Raw genomic sequence first — 25,241 nt, 5'->3', positions numbered from 1 at the left:
AAATTATTATTAATAGTGACATTTACCACATTCCAGTCCACCCAATTGAGCAGCTGTTAAATTCTCTACACCGTACTTCTTAGAAAGTTCAGCATGAATTTTCTCGTAGTACTCATTGCCCTCAACCTTCACGTTTGTTTCTCTATGACAATCAATACACCACCCCATTGTTAATGGAGAATACTGATACATAATTTCCATTTCCTCTACAGGACCGTGGCAAGTTTGGCATTCCACACCAGCAACAGAAACGTGCTGAGAATGATTGAAATAAGCAAAATCAGGAAGGTTATGTATTCTAACCCATTCTACAGGCTGACTATCGCCAGTGTAATTCTGAGTTTCCTCATCCCAACCAACAGCTTTATACAACTTTTTGATTTCACCAGTGTAGAATTCGTTTGTGTAACCATTTGCCAAATCTTCCTGAGACGGACCTTCTGGATTACCCGTGTACTCATAAACTGATTTATGACAGTTCATGCACACATTCAATGAAGGAATACCAGAATGCTTAGAAACCCTAGCTGAAGAATGACAATACTTACACTCTATCTTATTATCACCAGCATGAATTTTATGCGAATAATGAATTGGCTGAATAGGAGCATAACCTTGATCTACACCTACTTGCATCATCCAACCATATGCAAAATAAGCACTACCTAACAATAGGACAATTGCAGTAACCAAAACCAAAAATTGATTTTGAGCAAATGCTTTCCAAATTGGAGTTCTTTTTGATGCACTATCTTTTTCAATTACAATTCCGTTTGCCTGAGCTATACGTTGCAATGTTTTATTGACCAACAACAACATAACTACCAACAAACCAAACACAAGCACTAAAGCACCTAATATGATTTCATTAGAAACACCGGCAGACCCAGTAGTTGTAGCGTTAGCTTGAGCAGCACCTGCAACAGGGGCTGGAGCGGCGGCTGGAGCAGCAGCAGTATACGCTAAAATATCGTCGATATCACTATCTGACAACGTTGGGAAAGCAGTCATTGCAGCTTGATTGTACTCCGCATAAATTTTGTTAGCATAAGCATCTCCTGATTTAATAACACCAGGACTATTCTTAATCCAAGCGTACAACCATTCTTTACCTAAGCCTTCATCTTCACTTAATCTACTTTCTACATTTTCTAATGCAGGTCCGGTCATCTTACGATTCAACGCATGACAAGCAGCACAATTCTGATTGAATAGCGCCTTACCATTTTTAGCGTCTCCCGCACCGGCCGCTACCTCGGTAGTTGCAGCTTCGGCAGCAGGTTCATCCTGCGCTGTTAACGGACTTACAAAAAGCAAAAATGCAATTAGGGATAAACCTAAAATTTTAGAAAACTGATTTCGGTTTGGAACCTTTTTCATATATCGAATATTTCTATCGGAATCTTGGCATGATTTTGGTCATAGATGAAACCAATTATAATCCACCAAATGCCTAAATCGAAGACAAAAATACGACATAGACTTTATTTGGAAAATGTTAATGTATCTATAATTTACAATTTAGAAATATTCTAAATAGATCTCGATTTATTTGTTTGATCCTTAATAAATTACTTTTGCGTGTAACGAAAATAAAATTAAAAATAGGTTATGAAAATTCTAAGTACCATAGTAGTTTTTGCTTGTTTTGCTCACTTTAGCTATTCGCAAGATGCAATTGTAAACATTGAACAAAACCCAAAGATTGACCAGTTGTTAGAAATCTATAAATCTTCTCTAAGCAATAATGAATATTACAGAATACAGGTAGGTTTTGGAAACTACGCCAAGGCACAAGCTATTAAAGCAAATGTAGAAGAGGATTTTCCCGATCTACCTTCAAAAATAGATTTTGACTCCCCAACTTATAGAGTAAGAGTTGGCAGATTTACATCAAGATTAGATGCTGAGCGAAAATTCAATGAGGTACGAATAAAATACCCTGATGCCATGTTATTAAAACCAAAAAAATCGACCAAATAGGTCGATTTTTTTTTGCTTTATTATAACGAGATTCTAAAAGCCTGTTCTATTAAAATTCTATTTAGATTTTAATTTCTTCTTCACTGCAACCTCTTGGAATGCTTCAACGATATCACCTTCATTGATATCATTATAGTTCTTAATTTGAAGTCCACAGTCATAGCCTTTTGCTACTTCTCTAACATCATCTTTAAATCGTTTTAAAGAAGACAATGTACCGGTGTATATTACCACACCATCACGTATCAATCGAATATTAGAGTTTCTAAAGATTTTACCGGTTGTAACCATACAACCTGCAATAGTACCAATTTTAGATATCTTGAATGTTTCTCTAATTTCGGCAGTACCAGAAATTTCCTCTTTCATTTCAGGAGACAACATACCCTCCATCGCATCTTTAAGATCATTGATAGCTGCATATATTATAGAATACATACGAATATCAATTTCTTCTTTCTCAGCAATTGCTTTAGCATTACCCATTGGTCTTACATTAAAACCTATTATAACAGCATCTGAAGCAGAGGCCAACAATACATCTGATTCTGTAATAGGACCAACTGCTTTGTGAATAATATTTACCTGAATTTCATCAGTAGATAATTTCTGGAATGAATCGGTAAGTGCTTCAACAGAACCATCAACATCACCTTTAAGGATAATATTCAATTCTTTGAAATCGCCTAATGCAATTCTTCGTCCAATTTCATCAAGTGTAATATGACGTTGCGTTCTTACAGACTGCTCACGTTGTAATTGAGATCTTCTTGATGCAATTTGTTTTGCCTCACGTTCATCTTCTAACACATAGAACTTATCACCAGCTTGCGAAGCGCCATCAAGACCTAAAATAGATATTGGAGTAGACGGCCCTGCTTCTTTAACATTATTCCCTCTTTCATCCTGCATCGCCTTTATCTTACCACTAGTGGTACCGGCCAACACATAATCACCTATTTTAAGTGTACCCGACTGTACTAATACAGTAGATACATAACCTTTTCCTTTATCTAAGAAAGCTTCAACCACAGTACCGGTAGCATGCTTATCTGGATTTGCTTTTAACTCTAACAACTCTGCTTCAAGCAAAACCTTCTCCAATAACTCCTTAACACCTAAACCAGTCTTAGCAGAAATATCATGAGATTGTATTTTACCACCCCAATCTTCTACCAATAAGTTCATTTGCGCTAAACCTTCTTTAATCTTATCTGGGTTAGCAGTAGATTTATCCACCTTGTTTATTGCAAAAACTATTGGCACACCAGCAGCTTGTGCATGGCTAATTGCCTCTTTAGTTTGTGGCATAATGTCATCATCTGCCGCAACTACAATAATTGCAATATCGGTAACTTGAGCACCTCTAGCACGCATCGCGGTAAACGCTTCGTGACCCGGTGTATCTAAGAAAGCGATTCGCTCTCCATTCTCAAGAGACACCCCATATGCACCAATATGTTGCGTAATACCTCCACTCTCTCCGGCAATAACATTTTCCTTACGGATATAATCCAATAAAGAAGTTTTACCATGATCCACGTGACCCATTACTGTAACAATAGGCGCTCTTGACTTTAAATCTTCGGGAGCATCTACCTCTTCTACTATACTCTCTTCAATATCAGCAGTAACGAAATCAACCTCATAACCGAATTCATCAGCTACAATAGATAATGTTTCAGCATCTAAACGCTGATTCATTGTTACCATTAAACCTAATGACATACAAGCAGAAATAATTTCAGTCGTAGAAACACCCATCATAGTTGCAACCTCAGTTGCAGTAACGAACTCCGTAACCTTAAGTACTTTGTTCTCTAATTCTTGTTGTTCTAAATCCTTCTCCGTCTGCTCACGGTGCTGATCTCTTTTACTTCTTCTATACTTAGCCCCTTTACCCTTCTTAGATTTACCTTGAAGTTTCTCTAGGGTTTCACGTACTTGCTTTTGAACATCTTCTTCAGTAGGCTCTACCTTTGCAACTGGTGCAAATCTTCCTCTACCTTTATTTCTATCTCCTGTATTACCGGTATTTCTACTTTGACCTGGACCAGAAGGATTCTTTGTAACAATTCTTCTACGCCTCTTTTTACGGTCTACACCACCAGTTGCAGGTTTTTTATCTTCCTTCTTTTTCTTAGGCTTCTCAAATTTACTAAGGTCGATTTTCTCCCCAGCAATTTTCGGTCCTGATAATTTCTGATATTGAGTCTCAATAGTCTTAGGCGCCTCAGGTTCTGGAGTAGCTTCAGCTGCGGGCTCTACCTTCGTAGCTTCTTTTTCAACTTCCGGCTTCTTAGTCTCTTCAGTTTTAACTGCCTCTACTTTTGGAGCTTCAACTTTAGGTTCTTCTTTCTTAACCTCTGGTTTTTGTACAGGTTGAGATACTATTTTAGGACCTTGTAAAACTACCTTTCTAGTTTCTTTAATTTCTACCTTAGTTGCGGCTTTTTCTTCCACTTTCGGAGCAACCTTTTCCTCAGCTTTCGGAGTTTCCTTAACAGGTTCTTCCTGAACTTTTTTCTTAGGATTAAGATCTATTTTCCCGACCATTTTAGGTCCGGTAAGTTCAACCTTGCCAACCAAAGCTTTCTCTTCAGATTCAGCGTTTCTTCGCTCACGGGACAAGCGACGATCTTCTTGTTCTTTTTCTAATCGAACTCGAATTGCCTCTTTCTCCTTACGCTTTTCCTCACCAACTTCCTTAGAAGCTACCTTTTTGCTCTTATCCGTCTGGAACTCGTCAAGCAAAACTTGATAAACATCATCGGAAATTTTTGTGGTAGGCCTCGCTTCCACATCATGTCCTTTTCCGTTAAGAAAGTCCACTGCCCTATCCAAGGAAATATTAAGTTCACGAAGAACTTTATTAAGCCTTATTTTTGCATTGTCTGCCATAAATACTGATTCCCGTTCTTTTATTTAAGTGCTAATATATAGCTAATCTTCTAATTCTTCTTTTAGGATACGCACAACTTCTAAAATAGTTTCCTCCTCCAAATCTGTACGTTTCACTAAATCGTTAACATCTTGTTCTAAGACGCTACGTGCTGTATCAAAACCAATCTTCTTGAATTCTTCTATAATCCAAGCATCAATTTCATCAGAGAACTCTGTTAATTCAACATCCTCCTCTACTCCTTCACGGAATACATCTATCTCATAACCAGTTAATTGACCGGCTAATCTAATATTATGCCCACCTCTACCAATAGCCTTTGAAACCTCTTCAGGCTTCAAATAAACTTGCGCTGTCATTTTCTCATCGTTTAACTTAACAGAAGAAACTCTAGCAGGGCTCAATGCTCTGGTAACTAACAATTGCGGGTTAGCCGTCCAATTAATAACATCGATATTTTCATTACCTAATTCACGAACAATACCATGAATTCTAGATCCTTTCATACCTACACAGGCACCAACAGGATCAATACGATCATCATAAGAGTCTACAGCAACCTTCGCCTTTTCTCCTGGTATTCTAACCGCTTTCTTAACAGTAATCAATCCGTCGAACACCTCAGGTATTTCTTGAAAGAACAATTGTTCCAAGAATTTAGGTGAACTTCTAGACATTATTATAGTAGGTTTAGCACCTTTTAATTCTACACTTTCGATAATACCTCTTACATTATCTCCTTTACGGAAAAAATCAGAAGGTATCTGTCTATCTTTTGGCAAGATGATCTCATTACCTTCATCATCTAACAAAATAATTGCTTTATGACGAATGTGATGAACCTCTGCCGTATATATTTCACCCTCTAAATCCTTAAAGTGCTTATAGATAGTTGTATTATCATGCTCATGAATTTTAGAAATAAGATTTTGACGTAATGCCAAAATAGCTCTTCTTCCTAAATCAATTAACTTCACCTCTTCAGATACATCTTCACCAACCTCAAAATCTGGCTCAATTTTACGAGCAGCAGTTAATGAAATTTCTTCATTAGGTTCTTCAACCTCACCATCGTTTACAACGATACGGTTTCTCCAAATCTCTAAATCACCTTTATCTGGGTTGATAATGATATCAAAGTTATCATCTGAACCAAACTTCTTTTTAAGCGCATTTCTAAAAACATCTTCCAAAATGGCCATCAATGTTACCCTGTCTATGAACTTATCGTCCTTAAACTCTGAGAAAGATTCAATTAACGCAATATTTTCCATTGGTAATTACAATTAAAATTTTAATACAACTTTTGCTTTAATAATATCTGAAAAATTTACTTCTTCTTTTTTCTGAACGGTCACTTTTCCTTTACCGATTGGCTTAGGCTCTCTAGCTTTCCACTCTAAAACAATAGAATCATCATTTACAGCGGTTAAATTTCCTTCAAACTTATCATCGCTCGTATGAACTTCAAGTTTTCTGCCAACATTCTTTACATATTGACGCGGCATAACCAACGTAGCAGCTGCACCAGCAGAGGCAACTTCAAGGGAAAAATCGTGTTCATCACGATCTAAATTATGTTCAATAGCCCTACTTATTTTTATACAATCACTAACCGTAACCCCATGGTCACCGTCTATTACCACATGTATGCTATTATCAGCACCCATAGTGAAATCGATTAAAAATAGGGAGGGATCTTCTTGAAGACCTTGTTCCAATAATTCTTTTACTTTTTCCTTTAGCATAAATAATAAGTAATAAAAGAGGGGACTAATTGTCCCCTCATGAATACTTTTATATCCTTTCAGCTTTGCAAATATACAATAAATTTAATTTCCGACAATAGACTATTTACACCTAATTCATTCACTATGAAAACAATCAAAATAAATAATAAAAAGAGCAATGAATATGTGCTTTTAGAAATTATCTTATTTTTAGCAAAACACCAACCAAACTAATACTAATGGAAATTCTCTCATCTTACAACCTAATTATAGGCGCATCCTTAATCGTAGTATTGTCTTTCTTTTTTAACGGTATCTCTAAAAAAACCAATATTCCGGCAGTTCTTATGCTCATTGTCTTAGGTATTCTTATCAAAATAGGACTTGAGTTTTTTATACCAGAAATGCCAGATTTTAAAGGGTCACTAGAAATTCTAGGTACAGTAGGTCTTATCATGATTGTTTTAGAAGCCGCTTTAGAACTAGAGCTAAAGAGAGAAAAATTATGGCCAATTCTAAAATCAATGGCTATCGCGCTAATCGGTTTAATAGGTTCTGCTTATGTCGCCGCTTTAATTCTTTATCAGTTCATACCCAATATGACCATGCAATCTGCATGGCTTTACGCCACACCATTATCCATATTATCTAGTGCAATTATTATACCTAGCGTAGGCGGACTGAGCGAAGAGAAAAAAGAATTTCATATTTACGAGAGTACGTTTTCTGATATCATGGGTATTATGATGTTCTATTTCTTGACCGGTAAATTAAACCCAGCAGAAGATACGGGCGCAGTAGGTTTTAGCATCAACTTAGTCGTAACTATAGTTATTGCTTTGGTTGCCAGCTACGCAATTATTTTAGTCTTTCAACGCATAAAAAGTCAGGCAAAATTATTCTTACTCATCTCGGTTCTACTTCTTCTATACGCAATAGGAAAGAAAATGCATCTATCGTCCTTAATTATCATACTTGTATTTGGACTAATTGTAAAGAATGTCAACCTATTTTTTCCTGGAAAAGCAAAGATTTTTCTTGAAAAAGAACGAATGCAGCAAATTTATCATGAGCTACATATCGTCACTCTAGAAACTGCCTTTGTAGTTAGAACATTCTTCTTTGTAATATTCGGTATTACCATTGTATTATCATCACTACTCAGCATTAATGTTGCAATCGTCAGCTTATTAATAATAGCCTCTATTTACGCGATTCGTTTTTTGATATTGATGATTTTCGTAGGAAAAGATATGCTACCGCAATTATTTATTGCACCAAGAGGATTAATTACTGTCTTGCTTTTCTACGCAATACCAATGGAAGCCCAAATTGAAGGATTCGAATCGGGTATTCTATTGTTTGTAATAATTGCCACCAGTTTAGTAATGACATGGGCAATGATTCGCGATAAAAGAAAAATGGGCACTATGCTAGATGAAATTGACGAAGAGATTACCGAAAGAAATTTAGCTGAAGATGCCATTAGACAGTCGGAAAGTGAAGAACTTATCGAACTAAAAAATGACACCCCCGAGCAAACAAGCCCTGAGGATACTATTTAATACGGATTATAAACCCATCTTAATTTGAATATAAAATTGAAATAATTATTGAGGCATAAAAGAAGCATGCACCTCAACTTGATCGCTGTACGCCTGTGGTTCAGTATTTTCTAAACTATCTACTTCTTTACGAAAACGAAGTATCATAAGTGTATCCAGCTGTTGATCGATACTATCTTTTAGAACCCTCCAGTTAGATGAGTTCATTTTCTTGTTGTACTCCATAATCTTATTAAAGCGATCTAAATTATAGCGATTCGCTTTCCAAGCATGGGCTGTACTTTCTTCATGTTTTACATCTTGCATGTAGAATCCGATTCCAAATCCAAGCAAAACAACAATCAATAATATCTTTAAAACTTTTGGAGAGAGTTTCATAGGGTTAAGTTCTTTAGGGTACCAAAGTAAATAATAACATGATCGAAATGGTTTCTTTTCCGATGAATTTGTAACGTTATCGGTTTAAATGTACAAAAATACTTACACACAATTAACCATTTCTTCACATTACACATTCAAATACAATATGAACTGCTAATATCTTTCGATTCAAATAAAAATAAAATGATATCAATCATAAAAACAAAAATCCCGATATCGAATGACATCGGGATTATCTTTGTTCTCTTAGTTGGCCCACAAGGACTCGAACCTTGAATGACGGTACCAAAAACCGAAGTGTTACCATTACACCATGGGCCAATACCTTTTTAAGAGGCTGCAAATTTAAAATAAAGTTTTGTATCACCAAACATTTTTTAAAGTAAAAATGAAAAAAATCTGCTTTAACCATGTTAAAGGTTTATAAAAATAGTTCATTCCTTTCTATATTAATTAGTAAATTCGCCACTTAGGTTTAACCCAAGCTTCATGTTTTCAAAGAACTACCACAAGTGGGACACCATATTAGGATGGTCCGTATTTTTCATAGCCCTTATTACATACTACATTACCGTAGAACCCACCAATAGTTTTTGGGATGCGGGGGAGTATATAGCAACAGCTGCCAAGCTTCAAGTGGGTCACCCACCAGGAGCACCATTATTACAGATGATAGGTGCATTCTTTGCTATGTTCGCTTTAGAACCAAGTCAAGTTGCCATGATGGTCAATCTGGTATCTGGTGTATCAAGTGCCTTTACCATTTTATTCATGTTCTGGACGATTACCAATATCACCAGAAAATTGATAGATAAAGATGGTCCGTTCACCAACAGTAAAGCAATTGCAGTCTTTGGTAGTGCCTTAGTAGGCTCATTAGCATTTACTTTTTCAGATAGTTTTTGGTTTAATGCAGTAGAAACTGAAGTGTATGCCATGGCAAGTTTTATAATGGCGTTATTACTGTGGATGGGATTAAAATGGGTAGATAATTTAGATGATCCTCGTGGAAACAAATGGATTGTATTAATATCCTTCGTCGTAGGTCTTACTTTCGGTATTCAATTTATGGGCTTTTTGGCTATACCATCAATTGGTTTACTTTATTATTTTAAAACCTACAAGGAAACTACCGTTAAGAATTTTTTACTGGCTAACATTATCGTTATTGCTATTTTAATGTTGGTATATAAATTTTCGCTAACCTATGTTCTTCAACTTTTTGGTTGGGGAGAGGTCTTCTTCATAAACAGTATCGGGTTACCATTTAACTCTGGATCTATTATAATAGGGCTACTATTCATAGCTGCTTTTTACTTCTCATTAAACTATACTCGAAAAAACAATTACAGAACTGCAAACACCATTGTTCTTTGTATGATGTTTTTATTCTTAGGGTTTTCTTCTTGGTTAATGTTACCTATTAGAGCAAATGCAAAGGTTGTCATCAACGAGAACAATCCTGAAGATGCTCGAGCACTTTTAGCATATTACAATAGAGAGCAATACCCGGGTGTTGATAGTCCCGTTTACGGCACGTATTACTCTGACATGTTTGCTGCAGCAGGTGAAGACCAAGACGGCAAACCTAAATATGAGAAAGATTACACCTTAAATAAGTATATCGTAGTTAACAAATATGTCGATGCGGTTCAGGGTCCTAATCCAAAACACCAAGGCTTGTTACCTAGAATGTGGAGCTCTCAAAACGCAGAAAACTATATGCGCTATTTTGGGGCATTAGATTTTAGAATTACGCAACCAAATCAAGAATTAAGACAAGCTGCAGAACAAGTTAAAATAGGTTTTGCAAATGGCGAAATTGGTGCCGACCAATACATTAGTTTCTTAAAACGGTTTGACGAGTATATAGAAGTGCAGCCACCAACCGTTTGGGACAATGTAAAATACATGGTTGAGTTTCAGTTCAATTATATGTACCTAAGATATTTCATGTGGAATTTTGTTGGAAAACAAAATGATGTTCAAGGTCGTTACAATGAAAACGGAAATTGGTTAAGCGGCATTAATGCCATCGATAGCTGGCGATTAGGTAGTCAAGATAACTTACCAAGCGATATACAAAACAACCCAGGAAGAAATACCTATTTCTTCTTGCCTTTGATTTTAGGAATTATAGGTATCGTTTTTCAAGTCTCAAAAGACAAAAAGCAATTTTGGGTATTGCTGATATTCTTCCTATTTACAGGTTTGGCAATTCAATTTTACACCAATCCGGGAATCTTTCAACCTCGTGAGCGAGATTATTCACTTGTGGGATCATTCTATGTTTTTGCGCTTTGGATCGGCTTAGGGGTTTACGGACTCTATGATAGCTTTAAAGATTGGATAACGCCTAAAATTTTAGCACCAGTAGTAGTTGTAGTTACCTTACTTGCAGTACCTACGGTAATGGCTGTACAGAATTGGGATGATCATGATAGATCAGGCAGGTATACTGCAAATTCATCTGCAAAGGCATATTTAGACTCATGTCAAGAAGATGTTGGCGCTATATTATTTACAATTGGCGACAACGACACCTTCCCTATTTGGTATGCTCAAGAAATTGAAAACTACAGAACAGATGTACGTATTGTCTGTACCAGTCTATTTGAAACAGATTGGTATGTGGACCAAATGAAGGTCGCGGCATATGAAAGTGCACCAATACCTTCTCAAATTACGCATGAGAAATATAGATGGGGCTCACGAGATGTGTTATACCACCAAGGTATTACAGAAAACAGATGGCCAATTAAAGATTTCATAAACTGGATCGATAGTGATAAACCAAGAACAAAGCTTAAGTATTTATTTGAGCAAAACGGGGCAGACCTAAGTCAATATTCTGAAGATACTCAAAACATGGTCTACTACCCTACCAATAAAATTAGGGTGCCGGTTAACAAACAAAATGTATTGAGCAGTGGTTTGTTAAAAGAAAAAGATGCCGACCTTATTGTAGACTATATTGATATCGATCTACCCGGCGCAATAACGAAGAAGAGCATGATGATGCTTGACATCTTAGCCAACAACGATTGGAAACGTCCTTTATACTTCTCAGGAGGTAGTTTTGACGATGCCGAGTACCTATGGATGAAAGATTACTTACAATTAGATGGATTAGCCTATAAACTGGTACCAATTCGTACAGAAAGACCTAATGCATTTGAGCTTGGCCGTATCGATACTGATTTAATGTATGATATAGTTACCGGATGGGATTGGGGCAATGCAGGTGGTGATATTTACCACGATACCCAAACACGTATTCAAAGTGTATCTTTTAGAGGCAACTTAGCTCGTTTAACAGAGGCGTTAATCAAAGAGAACAAAATCGACAGGGCCAAAGATATTATCGAAATATCGTTAACCAATATGCCAGTAGATAAATTCGGGTACTACACTTTGGTGGAACCTTTTATAGATGGCTACTATAAAGTTGGCGAAGGCGATAAAGCACGTGCGCTATTCGAAAAACTAAAAAAGAAATATCAAGAAAGATTGGAATATTATGCTTCTACAAGCTTAGATGAGCAATACAGTAATATTGATGACATCATCGCAGATATGGAAGCTTACAGACGAAATATAGATATCATCATAACAAATGATAGCGAAGATATTGCCGAGAAAGAAACATTGATCTTCAATGAGTATATTGACAAGTTCCAACACTTCTATAAAGATGAAGATGATATGGACATGCGTGAAGAATTGCTAAAGTCTGATCCAGATATGAGAGATACAATGCCGGTTTCAGATACTATTCTACCAGACAATACCAAAATTGACATCATAGAATAAATGATACGGTTTAAAATATCGCAAAATAAAAAAGCTTTGAGTTTACACTCAAAGCTTTTTTATTTTAAAATTATACTAGTCTAAACGTATTCTTTTAAAATACCAATAAGTGTATTAGCATCTTGCTCGCCACTTTGGCGCCATACCATTTCACCTTTTTTGTAAATCATAAGAGTAGGTAGACCTTTAACTCGTAAAGCTTGAGAAAGCTCCTTGTTCTTGTCAACATCTATCTTTATGACCTTACCTCTATCGCCTAAAGCTGCCGCAACATCTCTTAATACAGGATGCATAGCAGTTGACTGTTCGTTCCACTCTGCATAAAAATCCAGAAGAACGGGTACTTTTAAATCTATTAGCTCACCAAATTTGGACATATAAAATGCTTTTCAATGTTAGCCAAATGTAATAAAAATTGTTAAAATACTACTCCTAGCATCCCATTTGTAGTTCTGTAAAAGGGTTAAAATCATGTTAACACCTTTTTCTTAAGTGTAATTACTGTGATTTCAGGCCAAATTCCTACTCTACCAGGGTATCCTAAAAAACCAAATCCTCTATTTACATTAATGAATTGACCCATTTCTTTGTAAATACCTGCCCAGTAAGGATACCTCCATTTTACGGGGCTCCACTTGATCCATCCTGGTATTTCGATACCAAATTGCATTCCGTGGGTATGTCCGCTTAAGGTTAAATGATAGTGATAAGCATCTTGTATTACTTCCATCTCCCAATGCGATGGATCATGGCTCATTAATATTTTAAAATCATCGACATTAATCTGTGAGGCAGCTTTTTTAAGGTCTCCGGCTTTTTTAAATCCGCCTTTACCCCAATTCTCTACTCCTACCAAAGCAATTTTATCATCTCCGTTTTGTAGGTATCTATGTTCATTGAGCAAAAGATCAAAACCCATATCTTTTTGTAGCTTTTTAAGATCTTCTAAATTTTGATGTTTCAGCTCTTCGGTATCCCAAGGAATGTAATCACCGTAATCATGATTTCCAAGCACAGAGAATTTACCGTCTTTAGCATGAAGTGTGCTAAAAAGATCAGCCCAAGGTTCCATTTCAGAGGTCATATTATTTACCATATCACCAGTAAACAAAAGCACATCACTTTTTTGTTTATTGATAAGATCTACAGCGTACTCGATTTTTTTTCGATCATCAAAACTACCACTATGTATATCTGATATTTGGGTAATCTGATACCCATCAAAACCATCGGGTAAATCATCGAACTCTAAATTATATTTTAAGACCTTAAAGTTGTATTTCCCTTTGTACATTCCGTACAATAAAGTACCAAATGGTACAGCAGCGATACCCATTGCCAATAAACTTAAAAATCGTCTACGAGCCGGCAACCCAAATTGCTTTTCTTCGCCATATAATTTTTGATACACTCCAGAAACTAGACGATACATATCTTCTGAAAACAAAAATAAAATTGTAATAATATTGAATGTTAACAAGGTCAACAAAAACCCGAAAGCATAACTTTTAGATATACTTAAAACACGACCCGTTTCTTCACCTATAGAAAATTGGTAGATAAAATTTAGCATGACCACTAATGAAACGACAATATATAACCACGACCACCATGGTTGTTTCGTAATTGTTTTCAATGCCTGAAGCACATAAAAGCTCAACGCTACATAAGCTATGACAAAAATAAACCAACGAATCATTCTAATTAATTTTTACAAAGATATCTGTATAACAGCGGTATGTGTGCTCATTTACATTTTATTTAACCTTGGATACGACAGATTTAATATTTTCCAATTGGGTTACCGCTATATGGTCATCACTCAAAAAACGCTCTGAATTCATGGTAATTAATGGTTTGGAAGGCGACACCCGTATCATTGCGGTGCCTGATAAATGTACTACACTAAAGCCTTTATCTTTAAACGATTCAATATTATTTGCATTTACACCAGAACCAGGCATAATTTGAATAGACTTAGTTTTACTTTTTAATTCGGATAAAAAATCAATACCTAGCGGAGCAGATTTTTGCTGACCAGATGATAATATATAATCTACTTGCATTGCTTCAAGTTGTTCTAAAGCTTCCGACGGATTCTTAATCCAATCAAACGCCCTATGAAAGGTAAATTTTAAATTACCGGCCGCAGTCTTTAACTTTTGGGTTTGTACAACATCCAAAGAAAAATCATTTAAAAGAGCTCCCGATACAATTCCGTCAAAACCTAATTCAACACATAATTCAATATCAGAAAGCATAATATTTAATTCATCAATCGTATAAGTGAAATCTCCGCTACGTGGTCTAATCAACACATAAACCGGAATAGTTACTTGTTCTTTCACAACCTTCAACAATCCGTAGGAAGGAGTTAATCCGCCTACTGCCAATTCTGAACATAGCTCAATACGGTCTGCACCAGCACGTTCGGCAACCAAGGCAGATTCTAAAGAATTAGCACAAACTTCTACTATCATATTGCTATATTTAAGGTCACTAAAAGTAAAGAACCAAACCCATGAAAAGAAGAAAGTTTCTAAGAAATTCTACTACTGCGGCTGCAGGAATAGTATCGGCACCATTATTAGCTTCATTCAAAGATGAAACTATAGAAAAAGTAAGCAGCAAAGCTGGTATTACACCAATAGCAATTTGCACATGGGATTTTGGAAATGCAACCGCCAAAGCATGGGAAGTATTAGAAAAAGGAGGCAATGCTCTTGATGCCGTTCACCAAGGTGTTATGGTCGAAGAAAACGATTTAAACAACAGTACAGTTGGTAATGGCGGCAGACCAGATAGAGATGGCAATGTTACTTTAGATGCCTGTATTATGGACAAAGATGGCAATTGTGGCGCCGTACTTGCCATACAAAATATAGCTAACCCTATTTCGGTCGCCAGAAAGGTGATGGAAGAAACTCCGCACGTAATGCTTGCCGGTAAAGGCGCAGAACAGTTTGCTTACGAGCAAGGCTTTGAAAAAACAGATTTGTTAACTGAAGAATCGAAACAGGCATGGCAAGAATGGAAAAAGACCTCACATTACAAACCCATTATCAATATAGAAAATCACGATACAATTGGCATGTTAGCAATTGATACCGATGGTGATATTGCGGGCGCATGTACCACTAGCGGAATGGCATATAAAATGGCAGGTAGAGTTGGTGACTCCCCTATAATTGGCGCCGGACTTTTCGTTGACAACGAAGTTGGCGGCGCTACAGCAACAGGTGTTGGCGAAGAAGTGGTTAGAACCGTTGGTAGTTTCTTAATTGTTGAATTAATGCGACAAGGCAAATCGCCACAAGAAGCATGCGAAGAAGGTGTAAAACGCATCATCGCTAAAAATAAGGACAAGCAAGATTTTCAAATTGGTTTTATAGCCATTAATAAAAAAGGCGAAACAGGCGGCTACTGTATTCACCCAGGCTTCAGTTATAGAACCTACACTAAAGAAGGTCATATTAACAACCCTTCAGGTAGTTATTTAAAAAGTTAAGAATATTTCTGAAAAATCTTACAAATGGCGTAGTTTTTGATTTCAGATTTCCCTCAAAACCAACCATGAGGATAATTCTAATTTTATTGATTTCAGGATATTTATATCCACAAAGAAACGATTCACAAGCTGCTTTTTACAATATAGGTTCAAAAGCTATCATAGGCGGAGTTGGAGCTTTGATCAACAAGAAACCTGATGAAAAGGGTTCGAAGGTTTTTTTCAAAGGTATGTATCAAGGTGCTTTAGGAGGTTATTTAACCTTTGAAAGCAAAAGGCTGGTAAGGCAATTTCATAGAACTGATAACTACACCTACTTGTGGCCTTCTAAAATTTTGAATTCGGCAGGCAACTCCATTATTTATAACGCCTCCGCTAATCGAAACTTTTGGGCACGATGGCACATAGATTTCGGCTTTAATTATCTGGAATATGATTTTAAGCGAGAAAAAAAACTACGCTATCGAATTTTACCCTTTGCACTTTACGGTAATGCATATGGATTTGCAACCTCAAAATTTGATTTTAAAAGAACATTATACTCTGGTCATTTTATTTTCAAAAACAAAAAATTACCTAAATTAAGAGATAGTGAACCATTTGGAGTCGCTTTATATAATTCAATTTAAACGTAATATTAATGTTGATATAGAAAAGGTTATTGCACATGAAATTATTCATGTTTACCAATATACCAGTTCATTTTTTATCAATGCCTATGTTAAAGAACCTATCACAAGGTTAGAAGAAAACAGTAATTTTTTTAAACAATACAATAAAGTCTTTTATACAGATTTAAATGCTCCTTTAAAAGTAGGCTTATATAATGTACAATACTTATTAGGTGTTGATTATTATGACCTACTTCAGGAAAAAGAAGCTGACTATTATTCCTCAAACCATTTCTAAAATATCAATAATGAAAACAGTTTATTCATTTCTAACAGCTATGTTGACTTTATTATCAGGGTGCACTATTGAAGAAGAATATAGTTTTTCTGAACAGATAGCTGGCAAATGGGTTGGATCCAGAAGAATTGTTTTTTTCAAGGATAGTTCTTCAGATGAATATTTATCAACTGGGAAATGTGAAAGTCAAACAGAATTTATCCTTTTCGAAGATGGTAATCTTTACTTTGAAGATTATTTTGAAACCGAAAATAATTCTGGGCGGACTGATTTTTGTGAACTTGATTCAAAAACTAGTAAAGATGGAAAATGGATAATATTACCCGCTGAAAAACTTAGTTTTAGACTTACGAATACTATTGATAGTTCAGAAATTAACATCAAACCTTTCAAAGTCAATTTAGTAGACTACGATAATTTAGAAATAAGGTATAAGGAATTTGAAAATGATGAGGGTGAAAACATTGGTTATTACGTTTATAAATATTTTAGAATATATGGGGATTATGAATCTCCTGAAAAATAAATATTGAATAACAAAACTTCTAAGCATTCAGGAAATCTACCCTATTGTTTCACGATCAATTTGTACTTTTAACGCTTTACAATCAATACTCAAAAATGGCAGATCAAAAAAGACTCTTTTTGCTAGATGCATACGCACTAATTTTTCGTGGTTATTACGCACTTATAAAAAATCCAAGAATAAATTCTCAAGGAATGGATACCTCAGCAATTATGGGATTCATGAATTCTTTATTCGATGTTATACGCCGTGAAAAACCAGATCATTTAGCCGTTTGTTTTGATAAGGGAGGTAGTGCCGAACGTACTGAGTTATTCCCAGAGTATAAAGCAAACAGATCAGAAACTCCCGATGCCATTCGTATTGCTGTACCTTATATTCAAGATATCTTAAATGCTATGCAAATTCCTGTAGTAGTAAAAGAAGGATGGGAAGCAGATGACATTATTGGAACTTTGGCAAAACAAGCAGAAAAAGAAGATTACAAAGTTTTTATGGTGACGCCAGATAAAGATTTTGGTCAGTTAGTATCTGAAAATATATTTATGTACCGCCCTGCTAGAATGGGTAACGGTATTGAAATTTGGGGTATTCCAGAAATTCAAAAACGTTTTGGGGTTGAAAGACCAGAACAGGTTATTGATTACTTGGGAATGATGGGGGATGCCAGTGATAACATTCCCGGTTTACCAGGTGTTGGCGATAAAACTGCAAAAAAATTCATAGAGCAGTTTGATTCAATGGAAGGTCTTTTAGCTAATACCGATAAGCTAAAAGGTAAAATGAAAGAGAAAGTAGAAGCCAATGGTGAACTTGGCTTACTATCCAAAAAATTGGCAACTATTTGCCTGGATGTAGATGTCGTTTTTAATGCTACCGATTACGAGATGTCTGAACCGAATGCCGAAGAAGTTCAGAAAATTTTCGAAGAGCTTGAGTTTAGAAGGTTAAAAGATCAATTTATTAAGTTGTTCTCTGCTGAAGTGGAAGAATCCACTACAGAAACTACCAATAAACCCGCAGCCAAAAAAGAAATACAAGATGCTGGATCGGGACAGTTCTCGCTATTTGGAAGTCCCGCAGATTCTGGTGCAACCGTTAAAGATTTTTCAAGTAGAAAGACCATTGCAGATGTTGCACACTCTTACCAAAGTGTTGCCCCTGGTATGGCGATGAAATTATTCTTAAAAAACTTAATGCAGCAAACTTCGGTATGTTTTGATACCGAAACTACAGGTTTAGATCCTTTGACAGCAGAATTAGTTGGTATTGCTTTTTCTTGGGAAGCTACAAAAGGATATTACATTCCCTTCACAGCTAATAAAGAAGAAGTACAGGCACTTTTAGAAGAGTTACGCCCGTTCTTTGAATCTGAAGAAATTGAAAAAATAGGTCAAAATCTTAAGTATGACATTAAGGTACTGGATAAGTATAATATTGATGTCAAAGGACCTTTGTTCGATACTATGTTGGCACATTATCTAATTAATCCTGATATGCGTCATAACATGGATGTTCTTGCAGAGACCTATTTAAATTACACTCCCGTTTCCATCACTGAACTCATTGGTAAAAAAGGAAAAAATCAATTGAGCATGCGCGATGTTCCGTTAGAAAAACAAACGGAATATGCGGTTGAAGATGCTGATATCACCTATCAACTTGCACAACATTTTAGACCCGAATTAAAAGAAGCGAATACAGAAAAGTTATTTCAAGATATTGAGATTCCGCTATTACGAGTATTGGCAGATATGGAATTGGAAGGCATCAATTTAGACAAAGAATTCTTGAATTCACTTTCAGACGACTTGAACAATGACATCAGCAATCTAGAAAAGAAAATTTATGAAGCTGCCGGTGAAGAATTCAATATTGGTTCACCAAAACAACTAGGTGAAATACTGTTTGACAAACTGAAACTAGTGGACAAGCCTAAAAAGACAAAAACAGGTCAGTACTCCACCGCAGAAGATGTGTTATCGTATTTAGCGAAAGATCACGAAATCATACAGAATGTATTGGACTATAGAGGTCTTGCTAAATTAAAAAGCACTTATGTAGACGCATTACCAGAACAAGTAGAACCGTCTACAGGAAGAGTGCATACAGATTATATGCAAACCGTTGCTGCAACAGGGCGCTTAAGCAGTAACAACCCTAATTTACAGAACATACCAATAAGAACAGAGCGCGGTAGACAAGTAAGAAAAGCGTTTGTACCAAGAGATGAGAACTACACTTTATTAGCAGCGGATTATTCACAAATAGAGCTACGTATTATTGCTGCGTTAAGTGAAGAAACCACCATGATAGAAGCTTTTAAAAATGGTGAAGATATTCATGCCTCTACTGCATCAAAAGTTTTTAATGTTCCATTAGATGAAGTAACTAGAGAACAACGTAGTAATGCAAAAACTGTAAACTTCGGAATCATCTATGGTGTTTCTGCATTCGGATTAAGTAACCAAACGGACCTATCAAGAAAAGAGGCAAAAGAATTAATAGATACCTACTACAAGACCTACCCGAAACTACGGAACTACATGAGTGAGCAAGTAGATTTTGCACGTGACAATGGCTATGTTTCAACTGTGTTGGGCAGAAGACGCTATTTAAAAGATATCAATGGTAGTAACGCCATAGTTCGAGGGGCTGCAGAGCGAAATGCCGTAAACGCACCTATTCAAGGTAGTGCGGCAGATATCATAAAAATCGCCATGATCAATATTCATAATAAATTGGAAGAAGGCAATTACAAGTCTAAAATGCTATTGCAAGTACATGATGAATTGGTCTTTGATATTTATAAACCGGAATTAGAAGAATTACAAACACTCATTAAATCTGAAATGGAAAATGCATATACCATGGCAGTACCTTTAGATGTTGAAGTTGGATTGGGTGAGAATTGGTTGGTTGCGCATTAAAGTTAGGCTATGTTAAAGTTTCTTTAAAGGAAGACGAAAATGTATTTTTAAAACGTTAGCATATAGCCTACTTCTACAATGAGGTACGCTATTTTTCATGAAAAGACTTTTTATCATTTTAGTTTTTACGGTGTTTAACGCCGTTTCATTAGTTGCACAAGAGGTTAAGGTCTTTCCAAACCCGGCAACCAATGTCATCAATGTACTCGGTCTAAAAAATGATAAAAATGCCGCCATTACTGTTAGAGACAGTTATGGTAATCAGGTCATTTTCCACAAATGGGAAATTAAAAGAAACGCTCTGAACATTCCTGTTTTCAACCTTGAAAAAGGTTTGTATATGATTACCATACAATCAGAGCATCAGAATATAAAAACAAAATTTTACAAGCAATAAAAAACCCCTGCCATTAGACAAGGATTTTTAAATTCTATACACTTTGTAAATCTTAGCGTTTTACAAAAATTAATTGTCCGTCTTCAGAAAAGTCAGGAATATCCAAGTCACTTGCATCAACTGTCATAATGTTTCCGTCAATAGAAACGCTTATGGTCAATTCCTCTCCATTTTCATCAATGGTCGTTACGGTTTCACCATCAAAAATATAAGTACTTTCATTGATATCAGAATCCGTAGGGCAAGGGATATCCAAACCAGAACTGGTAGCGTTTACTTCTACATAATTTGCAGAGTTTGAAGCACTGGCGGTTAAATCTTCATTAAACTGTAATATAATGATGTAACAATCTTTAGCTGTTAGAAAATCTAATATTTGTTTCCCAAATTTAACATCATCGCTTGCGGTCTCATTATCAATTTCAAGCTCCGTAGCGTCCCATGTACCAATAATAGCAGTGCTAGTATCTTCTGCCTCCGTTTGTGTTTCATCTTTATCAGAACTACAGGATACAAGTGTAAATACTACCCCTGCAATAAGTAAAATATGTTTATACATCTTTTTAGTTTTTTTTGGTTGTACACCCCTGAAAACGAAAAAAACGCCTTATTATTTCAAAATAGATCAAATGGTTACATCATAAAAACCAAATATTTACAGAATAAACCTGTACGTTGCCTTCAATAAAAACGTATTATCTTTCTTTTGTCCCAAGATTTGTCGATCTAAATTTCTACCCAATGTTTCACTTGGGTCCCCTGCTCCCACTACCCCCTGCGACCAAACTAAAAAGATTTCCGAACCAGGTACATATTCCCACCTCAATACTAAATTCGATCGAAATTGCACATATGAAAAATCTGGATTTTCAATCTGATAATCTGTAATTCCGTCAAAATTCTCATCAATCAAATAATTATCAGTACTATTAGATTGAGAAATTTGATTTTCGGAGAATAGAGTTACTCGCTCATTGAGCCTTTCTGCAATAGGATTATTCACATAATTAAAATCGGTATATGTACCACGAGAAATAAATGGCTCACCATAATACTGAATAGATAGATTCGGATTTATACTATAATTAAAACGGATAGAAGTGCTAAACGTTTTTTGATCAATATTACCAGTAATATATCTCGCATCGCCATTAAAATCAGCTTCGGTCACATATTGAGTTTTATTCGGGTTCTCTTCATATTCAGAAGAAATAGACAAATTAAAAGCATCAAAAGGTTGGTAGTATAATCTAAAGACATACCGCGCCAACGAAAAGTTTTTTTCCGCTGCCTGGCTGTTTACGTAACCTAGCGTAAAACTCAATTTTTTTCTACTATCAGAACCGAAGAATAGATACGCAAAATTCTCATCTGACCAACGCCACCGTGGACCACCACGAAGAACCGTATTTGAAAAAATGCGAGGCTTATGTGCCGCACCCAATTCTGTCCACCAATTATTTTTATAATTTATAAAACCTTCAAATTGATATTGAATTCTATTATAATTGCCTTCAAAATCATAGGTAGAATACTGGTTTAATTCTATGTTGGCCTTACGGTAAAAATTAGTTGGCTTTATAAACAATCTACTCAAAGATGCAGTTTGTTTTATTTGATCCGCCTGACGCAAAAAACCAATATCATTAAGTTCCAACTCGGGTGATCGCCAAATTACTCCGCCATCATACCTCCAATTGCCTCCACCTGCTTTACCTATTTCTATCTTACCACCAGTACCAGTTAATGATGTTCTATTAGTATCAACAGAAACATGACCAGCATCTACTCTTTGAAAAAGGTGTGTAATACTAGTTTGAGTTCGTGCTATTGCTTCTTCACCACCTGTAACATGGCTACCCACCACATTACCTTCTATGTAATAATTTCTATTCTTCCAATTATGCTTAAAATCTAAACCACCAGTATATGCGCCACTTCTTAAAAACTCAAGCTGCTCGGGCAAGTTTCTGTTAGTAGCGGTAAATATTCCGCCAACGAAAGAATTTCTTTCATTAAAATCTTTTTGCACCCTACCTACAATATAGTTGGTTAAAGGCTCTACTAGTTCTGATCTTCTATTACCAGCAACATCTTCGACATCTGCATACATTTTACCGGTAACACTTTCCAACACCCCTAAAGACCACCCGTTTTTTGTTTTACCAGAAAATTTCGCAGCACCCAATATTGTTGAGTTCGTAGGTTGATCCACGAACTCATTTTGTGAAACATCTACATACCCTTGTGGACTTCGACCTATTCGCCTACTATAAAATATATTATCATTTCCATCGGCAAACTCGTAGTCGAAGATATTTTTGTTCTCAATAAAGAAAGGTCGCCGTTCTTCAAAAAAGATTTGAAATCCGTCTAATGCAATTGCACCAGGATCAGCATCTACTTGTCCGAAATCTGGATTAACAGTTAAATCTAAAGTCAAATCATTCGTTAATCCGATTTTAGCATCCAACCCTACATTTAAAATATAATCTTGACCATCTCTGAACGGATTCCCTATTTGCTCTGGATAAGCATCAAATTGATTTACTAAAAAAGGCTGAATCTCTAATTGTTTTTGCGGCTCAATATTCTTTAAGCCTGTCAACCTACCGAACTCACTCACCCAACCAGGTGCTTCTAAAGAAATAGGCTGCCAAATAGACCGTTCTTCTCCCCTAAAATAACGTCTATGGACCTGAAGACCCCAAATCTGTTCTTCTGCAGCACCAAATTTCAACTGACTAAAAGGAATTTTCATTTCTGCGGTCCATCCTTCGGTATCTATATGAGCGGCAGTGTACCAAATTGGGTTCCAACTGGCATCCCAGAAATCACCATTTTGAGAAATAAATTCATCACCCTTTACACCAGCGGCAGAAACATTAAAAGAAAAACCCGTTCTTTTATCATAATAGCTATCGATATTAACCTCTATCCAATCTCCAGAGAAGTTATCTCTTCGTGCAAGACGCTTTTCTATTTTATCAGGAATACTATCATAACAACGAATGCCTACATATAGAAACTTAGCGTCATAAGCAATTTTAAATTTTGTTCGTTGACTCGCTTTTTTACCGTTATTTGGCTCAAAAACAGTAAAATTATCATCCCAGGAGACATTAATCCAAGCGCTATCAGACAATTCGCCATCAATTGTGATTTCATCACCTATTGAAAGTTGCACTGTAGTATATTCCCTTTGTACCTTTGCGTAATCTTTTTGAGCTACTACTGTAGTTGTTAGTAAAATAAATAAGATACTCTTGAATAAGCATTTATCCATAATTGTGTGTTTTTTGGTTGATTGTTTTAATATTAGAAGAGACACTACGGAATTGTAAATGTTACAGAAATAGTAATAAAACCTATTAGTTTAACAGTATCTCAGTACCAGCAAAGTAGTTTGATTTTGCATTTATTGAAAAAATGTAAAAAAATAAGAAACAAGTATTTGCAATTCAACTTAATAATTGTAGATTTGCAGCCCCTTTCTAGGGATTGATTAAAATAATAGTTAAAAATAGCAGTAGTGGATACATTAAGTTATAAGACCGTTTCGGCCAACAGAACAACTGTCAACAAAGAGTGGTTATTGGTAGATGCCGAAGGAGAAACATTAGGACGCATGGCTTCTAAAGTCGCCTATTTGTTAAGAGGAAAGCACAAACCAAGTTTCACCCCTCACGTAGATTGTGGTGATAATGTTGTTATTATCAACGCAGAGAAAATTGTTCTTTCAGGAAACAAGTGGTCTGATAAAACCTACTTGAGATATACTGGCTACCCAGGTGGTCAACGTTCTACTACCGTAAAGCAATTATTGGATAAAAATCCAGAAGGTATTCTTGAAAAAGCGATAAAAGGTATGTTACCTAAGAACAGATTAGGTGCCGAGCTTTTCAGAAACCTTAAAGTTTACGCAGGAACAGAGCACGGTCAGGAAGCTCAAAAGCCTACTGTTGTTAATTTAAAAGACATTAAATAAGATGGAAGTAATTCATAAAATTGGTCGTAGAAAGACCGCTGTAGCGAGAGTATATCTTTCTGATGGAAATGGAGACATTACTATCAACAACAAAGATTTAAGTGTATACTTCCCAACTGCAACACTTCAATACAAAGTAAAACAACCTTTCACTTTAACTGAAAGCTTAGATACTTATGATGTAAAAGTAAATGTTTTCGGTGGTGGTATCACTGGTCAAGCAGAAGCTATTCGTCTTGCATTATCTAGAGCAATGTGTGAAATTGATGCTGAGAACAGAATTATCTTGAAGCCAGAAGGTCTATTAACTAGAGATCCAAGAATGGTTGAACGTAAGAAATTCGGTCAGAAGAAAGCACGTAAAAAATTCCAATTCTCGAAACGTTAATTCGAGTTATAAGATTACCAGGCACCCTTTTTGGGTGCCTATTTTTATATTTTATCATACTGGAAATCCAGATTATTAACAAGTTCATTGAAAGTCCTTTCGAGGACAATTAAAAATCCTTTAATCACTTATAATTAAAGGTAAGATTAGTTTAGCATCTAAATGATGAAGGCTTTTGCTCATGCAAATACCACTTTATCATTGCTAATTCATAAGAACGT

The 25,241-nt window shown here is 35.8% G+C and carries 21 protein-coding genes and 1 tRNA gene; 11 read left to right on the top strand and 11 right to left on the bottom strand.

Features of this window, described 5'->3' with window-relative positions:
• Positions 1–9: 9 nt before the first annotated feature.
• The gene (locus tag DFQ03_RS04345) at positions 10–1,380 is read right to left on the bottom strand and encodes a c-type cytochrome (protein ID WP_133671771.1); all 1,371 of its coding nucleotides are present in this window, start codon (positions 1,378–1,380) and stop codon (positions 10–12) included.
• 231 nt (positions 1,381–1,611) lie between these two features.
• Here DFQ03_RS04345 and DFQ03_RS04340 point away from each other — a divergent pair, with 231 nt between their 5' ends.
• Positions 1,612–1,983 carry an SPOR domain-containing protein gene (locus DFQ03_RS04340; protein WP_133671770.1) on the top strand — a complete coding sequence of 124 codons (372 nt, stop codon included), beginning with the start codon at positions 1,612–1,614 and terminating at the stop codon, positions 1,981–1,983.
• 57 nt (positions 1,984–2,040) lie between these two features.
• Here DFQ03_RS04340 and infB read toward each other — a convergent pair whose 3' ends face one another.
• From infB to rimP, 3 genes are read right to left on the bottom strand one after another with little or no spacing between them, the layout of a single operon-like run.
• On the bottom strand, positions 2,041–4,884 hold the full coding sequence (infB, locus tag DFQ03_RS04335) for a translation initiation factor IF-2 (RefSeq protein WP_133671769.1): 2,844 nt from the start codon (positions 4,882–4,884) through the stop codon (positions 2,041–2,043).
• 42 nt (positions 4,885–4,926) lie between these two features.
• Positions 4,927–6,159 (bottom strand): transcription termination factor NusA, encoded by a 1,233-nt coding sequence (nusA, locus tag DFQ03_RS04330; protein WP_133671768.1) that lies wholly within the window; start codon positions 6,157–6,159, stop codon positions 4,927–4,929.
• A 12-nt stretch (positions 6,160–6,171) separates the two neighbouring features.
• Positions 6,172–6,633, bottom strand: coding sequence for a ribosome assembly cofactor RimP (gene rimP, locus DFQ03_RS04325; RefSeq protein WP_133671767.1), 462 nt, complete (start codon positions 6,631–6,633; stop codon positions 6,172–6,174).
• Between the two features lie 221 nt (positions 6,634–6,854).
• Between rimP and DFQ03_RS04320 the strand changes: the two genes are divergently transcribed.
• On the top strand, positions 6,855–8,180 hold the full coding sequence (locus tag DFQ03_RS04320) for a cation:proton antiporter domain-containing protein (RefSeq protein ID WP_133671766.1): 1,326 nt from the start codon (positions 6,855–6,857) through the stop codon (positions 8,178–8,180).
• A gap of 45 nt (positions 8,181–8,225) precedes the next feature.
• Here DFQ03_RS04320 and DFQ03_RS04315 read toward each other — a convergent pair whose 3' ends face one another.
• Together DFQ03_RS04315 and DFQ03_RS04310 are read right to left on the bottom strand one after the other, a co-directional pair.
• Positions 8,226–8,558 (bottom strand): hypothetical protein, encoded by a 333-nt coding sequence (locus DFQ03_RS04315; protein ID WP_133671765.1) that lies wholly within the window; start codon positions 8,556–8,558, stop codon positions 8,226–8,228.
• Between the two features lie 253 nt (positions 8,559–8,811).
• A tRNA-Gln gene (locus DFQ03_RS04310) sits at positions 8,812–8,882 on the bottom strand.
• 168 nt (positions 8,883–9,050) lie between these two features.
• Here DFQ03_RS04310 and DFQ03_RS04305 point away from each other — a divergent pair.
• Positions 9,051–12,374 (top strand): glycosyltransferase family 117 protein, encoded by a 3,324-nt coding sequence (locus DFQ03_RS04305; protein ID WP_133671764.1) that lies wholly within the window; start codon positions 9,051–9,053, stop codon positions 12,372–12,374.
• Between the two features lie 80 nt (positions 12,375–12,454).
• Here the strand turns inward: DFQ03_RS04305 and DFQ03_RS04300 are convergent, their stop codons facing one another.
• The 3 genes from DFQ03_RS04300 to DFQ03_RS04290 all read right to left on the bottom strand — a co-directional run bounded on the left by DFQ03_RS04300 (position 12,455) and on the right by DFQ03_RS04290 (position 14,854).
• The gene (locus DFQ03_RS04300; protein WP_058103959.1) at positions 12,455–12,751 is read right to left on the bottom strand and encodes a thioredoxin family protein; all 297 of its coding nucleotides are present in this window, start codon (positions 12,749–12,751) and stop codon (positions 12,455–12,457) included.
• 92 nt (positions 12,752–12,843) lie between these two features.
• A complete protein-coding gene (locus DFQ03_RS04295; RefSeq protein ID WP_133671763.1) occupies positions 12,844–14,073 on the bottom strand; it encodes a metallophosphoesterase in 1,230 nt (409 codons plus the stop codon).
• A 58-nt stretch (positions 14,074–14,131) separates the two neighbouring features.
• Positions 14,132–14,854 carry a copper homeostasis protein CutC gene (locus DFQ03_RS04290; protein WP_133671762.1) on the bottom strand — a complete coding sequence of 241 codons (723 nt, stop codon included), beginning with the start codon at positions 14,852–14,854 and terminating at the stop codon, positions 14,132–14,134.
• 41 nt (positions 14,855–14,895) lie between these two features.
• On the opposite strand from DFQ03_RS04290, the gene DFQ03_RS04285 reads away from it, so the two are divergent.
• The 6 genes from DFQ03_RS04285 (at position 14,896) to DFQ03_RS04260 (ending at position 20,644) form a co-directional block, all read left to right on the top strand.
• The gene (locus tag DFQ03_RS04285; RefSeq protein ID WP_133671761.1) at positions 14,896–15,882 is read left to right on the top strand and encodes an isoaspartyl peptidase/L-asparaginase family protein; all 987 of its coding nucleotides are present in this window, start codon (positions 14,896–14,898) and stop codon (positions 15,880–15,882) included.
• Positions 15,883–15,947: 65 nt separating this feature from the next.
• Positions 15,948–16,511, top strand: coding sequence for a hypothetical protein (locus tag DFQ03_RS04280; protein ID WP_133671760.1), 564 nt, complete (start codon positions 15,948–15,950; stop codon positions 16,509–16,511).
• On the top strand, positions 16,474–16,791 hold the full coding sequence (locus tag DFQ03_RS04275; protein ID WP_133671759.1) for a hypothetical protein: 318 nt from the start codon (positions 16,474–16,476) through the stop codon (positions 16,789–16,791). Before DFQ03_RS04280 ends, DFQ03_RS04275 begins: the two co-directional genes overlap by 38 nt.
• A 10-nt stretch (positions 16,792–16,801) precedes the next feature.
• Entirely contained in the window at positions 16,802–17,317 is a 516-nt protein-coding gene (locus DFQ03_RS04270; protein WP_133671758.1) for a hypothetical protein, read from the top strand.
• Positions 17,318–17,412: 95 nt separating this feature from the next.
• On the top strand, positions 17,413–20,247 hold the full coding sequence (polA, locus tag DFQ03_RS04265; protein WP_133671757.1) for a DNA polymerase I: 2,835 nt from the start codon (positions 17,413–17,415) through the stop codon (positions 20,245–20,247).
• 97 nt (positions 20,248–20,344) lie between these two features.
• Positions 20,345–20,644, top strand: coding sequence for a T9SS type A sorting domain-containing protein (locus DFQ03_RS04260; RefSeq protein WP_133671756.1), 300 nt, complete (start codon positions 20,345–20,347; stop codon positions 20,642–20,644).
• Positions 20,645–20,696: 52 nt separating this feature from the next.
• Here the strand turns inward: DFQ03_RS04260 and DFQ03_RS04255 are convergent, their stop codons facing one another.
• Positions 20,697–21,203: a hypothetical protein gene (locus tag DFQ03_RS04255; RefSeq protein ID WP_133671755.1), complete on the bottom strand. Its 507-nt coding sequence runs from the start codon at positions 21,201–21,203 to the stop codon at positions 20,697–20,699.
• A gap of 96 nt (positions 21,204–21,299) precedes the next feature.
• Positions 21,300–23,930, bottom strand: a complete 2,631-nt coding sequence (locus tag DFQ03_RS04250; protein WP_133671754.1) for a DUF5916 domain-containing protein — start codon at positions 23,928–23,930, stop codon at positions 21,300–21,302.
• A 246-nt stretch (positions 23,931–24,176) separates the two neighbouring features.
• Between DFQ03_RS04250 and rplM the strand changes: the two genes are divergently transcribed.
• A complete protein-coding gene (gene rplM, locus DFQ03_RS04245) occupies positions 24,177–24,632 on the top strand; it encodes a 50S ribosomal protein L13 (protein WP_073242320.1) in 456 nt (151 codons plus the stop codon).
• 1 nt (position 24,633) lies between these two features.
• Positions 24,634–25,020: a 30S ribosomal protein S9 gene (gene rpsI / locus DFQ03_RS04240; protein WP_133671753.1), complete on the top strand. Its 387-nt coding sequence runs from the start codon at positions 24,634–24,636 to the stop codon at positions 25,018–25,020.
• Positions 25,021–25,241 lie beyond the last annotated feature (221 nt).

Source organism: Maribacter caenipelagi (assembly GCF_004364175.1).
Lineage (GTDB): Bacteria > Bacteroidota > Bacteroidia > Flavobacteriales > Flavobacteriaceae > Maribacter > Maribacter caenipelagi.
This window is presented reverse-complemented; position numbering and strand designations above follow the sequence as displayed.

Excerpts from the sequence above, each read along its gene's own strand:
- infB (WP_133671769.1), bottom strand. The coding sequence starts at position 4,884 with ATGGCAGACAATGCAAAAATAAGGCTTAATAAAGTTCTTCGTGAACTT.
- DFQ03_RS04305 (WP_133671764.1), top strand. The coding sequence starts at position 9,051 with ATGTTTTCAAAGAACTACCACAAGTGGGACACCATATTAGGATGGTCC.
- DFQ03_RS04250 (WP_133671754.1), bottom strand. The coding sequence starts at position 23,930 with ATGGATAAATGCTTATTCAAGAGTATCTTATTTATTTTACTAACAACT.
- DFQ03_RS04280 (WP_133671760.1), top strand. The coding sequence starts at position 15,948 with ATGAGGATAATTCTAATTTTATTGATTTCAGGATATTTATATCCACAA.
- rimP (WP_133671767.1), bottom strand. The coding sequence starts at position 6,633 with ATGCTAAAGGAAAAAGTAAAAGAATTATTGGAACAAGGTCTTCAAGAA.
- DFQ03_RS04270 (WP_133671758.1), top strand. The coding sequence starts at position 16,802 with ATGAAAACAGTTTATTCATTTCTAACAGCTATGTTGACTTTATTATCA.
- DFQ03_RS04290 (WP_133671762.1), bottom strand. The coding sequence starts at position 14,854 with ATGATAGTAGAAGTTTGTGCTAATTCTTTAGAATCTGCCTTGGTTGCC.
- DFQ03_RS04255 (WP_133671755.1), bottom strand. The coding sequence starts at position 21,203 with ATGTATAAACATATTTTACTTATTGCAGGGGTAGTATTTACACTTGTA.
- DFQ03_RS04295 (WP_133671763.1), bottom strand. The coding sequence starts at position 14,073 with ATGATTCGTTGGTTTATTTTTGTCATAGCTTATGTAGCGTTGAGCTTT.
- DFQ03_RS04300 (WP_058103959.1), bottom strand. The coding sequence starts at position 12,751 with ATGTCCAAATTTGGTGAGCTAATAGATTTAAAAGTACCCGTTCTTCTG.
- DFQ03_RS04260 (WP_133671756.1), top strand. The coding sequence starts at position 20,345 with ATGAAAAGACTTTTTATCATTTTAGTTTTTACGGTGTTTAACGCCGTT.
- DFQ03_RS04345 (WP_133671771.1), bottom strand. The coding sequence starts at position 1,380 with ATGAAAAAGGTTCCAAACCGAAATCAGTTTTCTAAAATTTTAGGTTTA.
- DFQ03_RS04285 (WP_133671761.1), top strand. The coding sequence starts at position 14,896 with ATGAAAAGAAGAAAGTTTCTAAGAAATTCTACTACTGCGGCTGCAGGA.
- DFQ03_RS04320 (WP_133671766.1), top strand. The coding sequence starts at position 6,855 with ATGGAAATTCTCTCATCTTACAACCTAATTATAGGCGCATCCTTAATC.
- polA (WP_133671757.1), top strand. The coding sequence starts at position 17,413 with ATGGCAGATCAAAAAAGACTCTTTTTGCTAGATGCATACGCACTAATT.
- DFQ03_RS04315 (WP_133671765.1), bottom strand. The coding sequence starts at position 8,558 with ATGAAACTCTCTCCAAAAGTTTTAAAGATATTATTGATTGTTGTTTTG.
- rpsI (WP_133671753.1), top strand. The coding sequence starts at position 24,634 with ATGGAAGTAATTCATAAAATTGGTCGTAGAAAGACCGCTGTAGCGAGA.
- DFQ03_RS04340 (WP_133671770.1), top strand. The coding sequence starts at position 1,612 with ATGAAAATTCTAAGTACCATAGTAGTTTTTGCTTGTTTTGCTCACTTT.
- nusA (WP_133671768.1), bottom strand. The coding sequence starts at position 6,159 with ATGGAAAATATTGCGTTAATTGAATCTTTCTCAGAGTTTAAGGACGAT.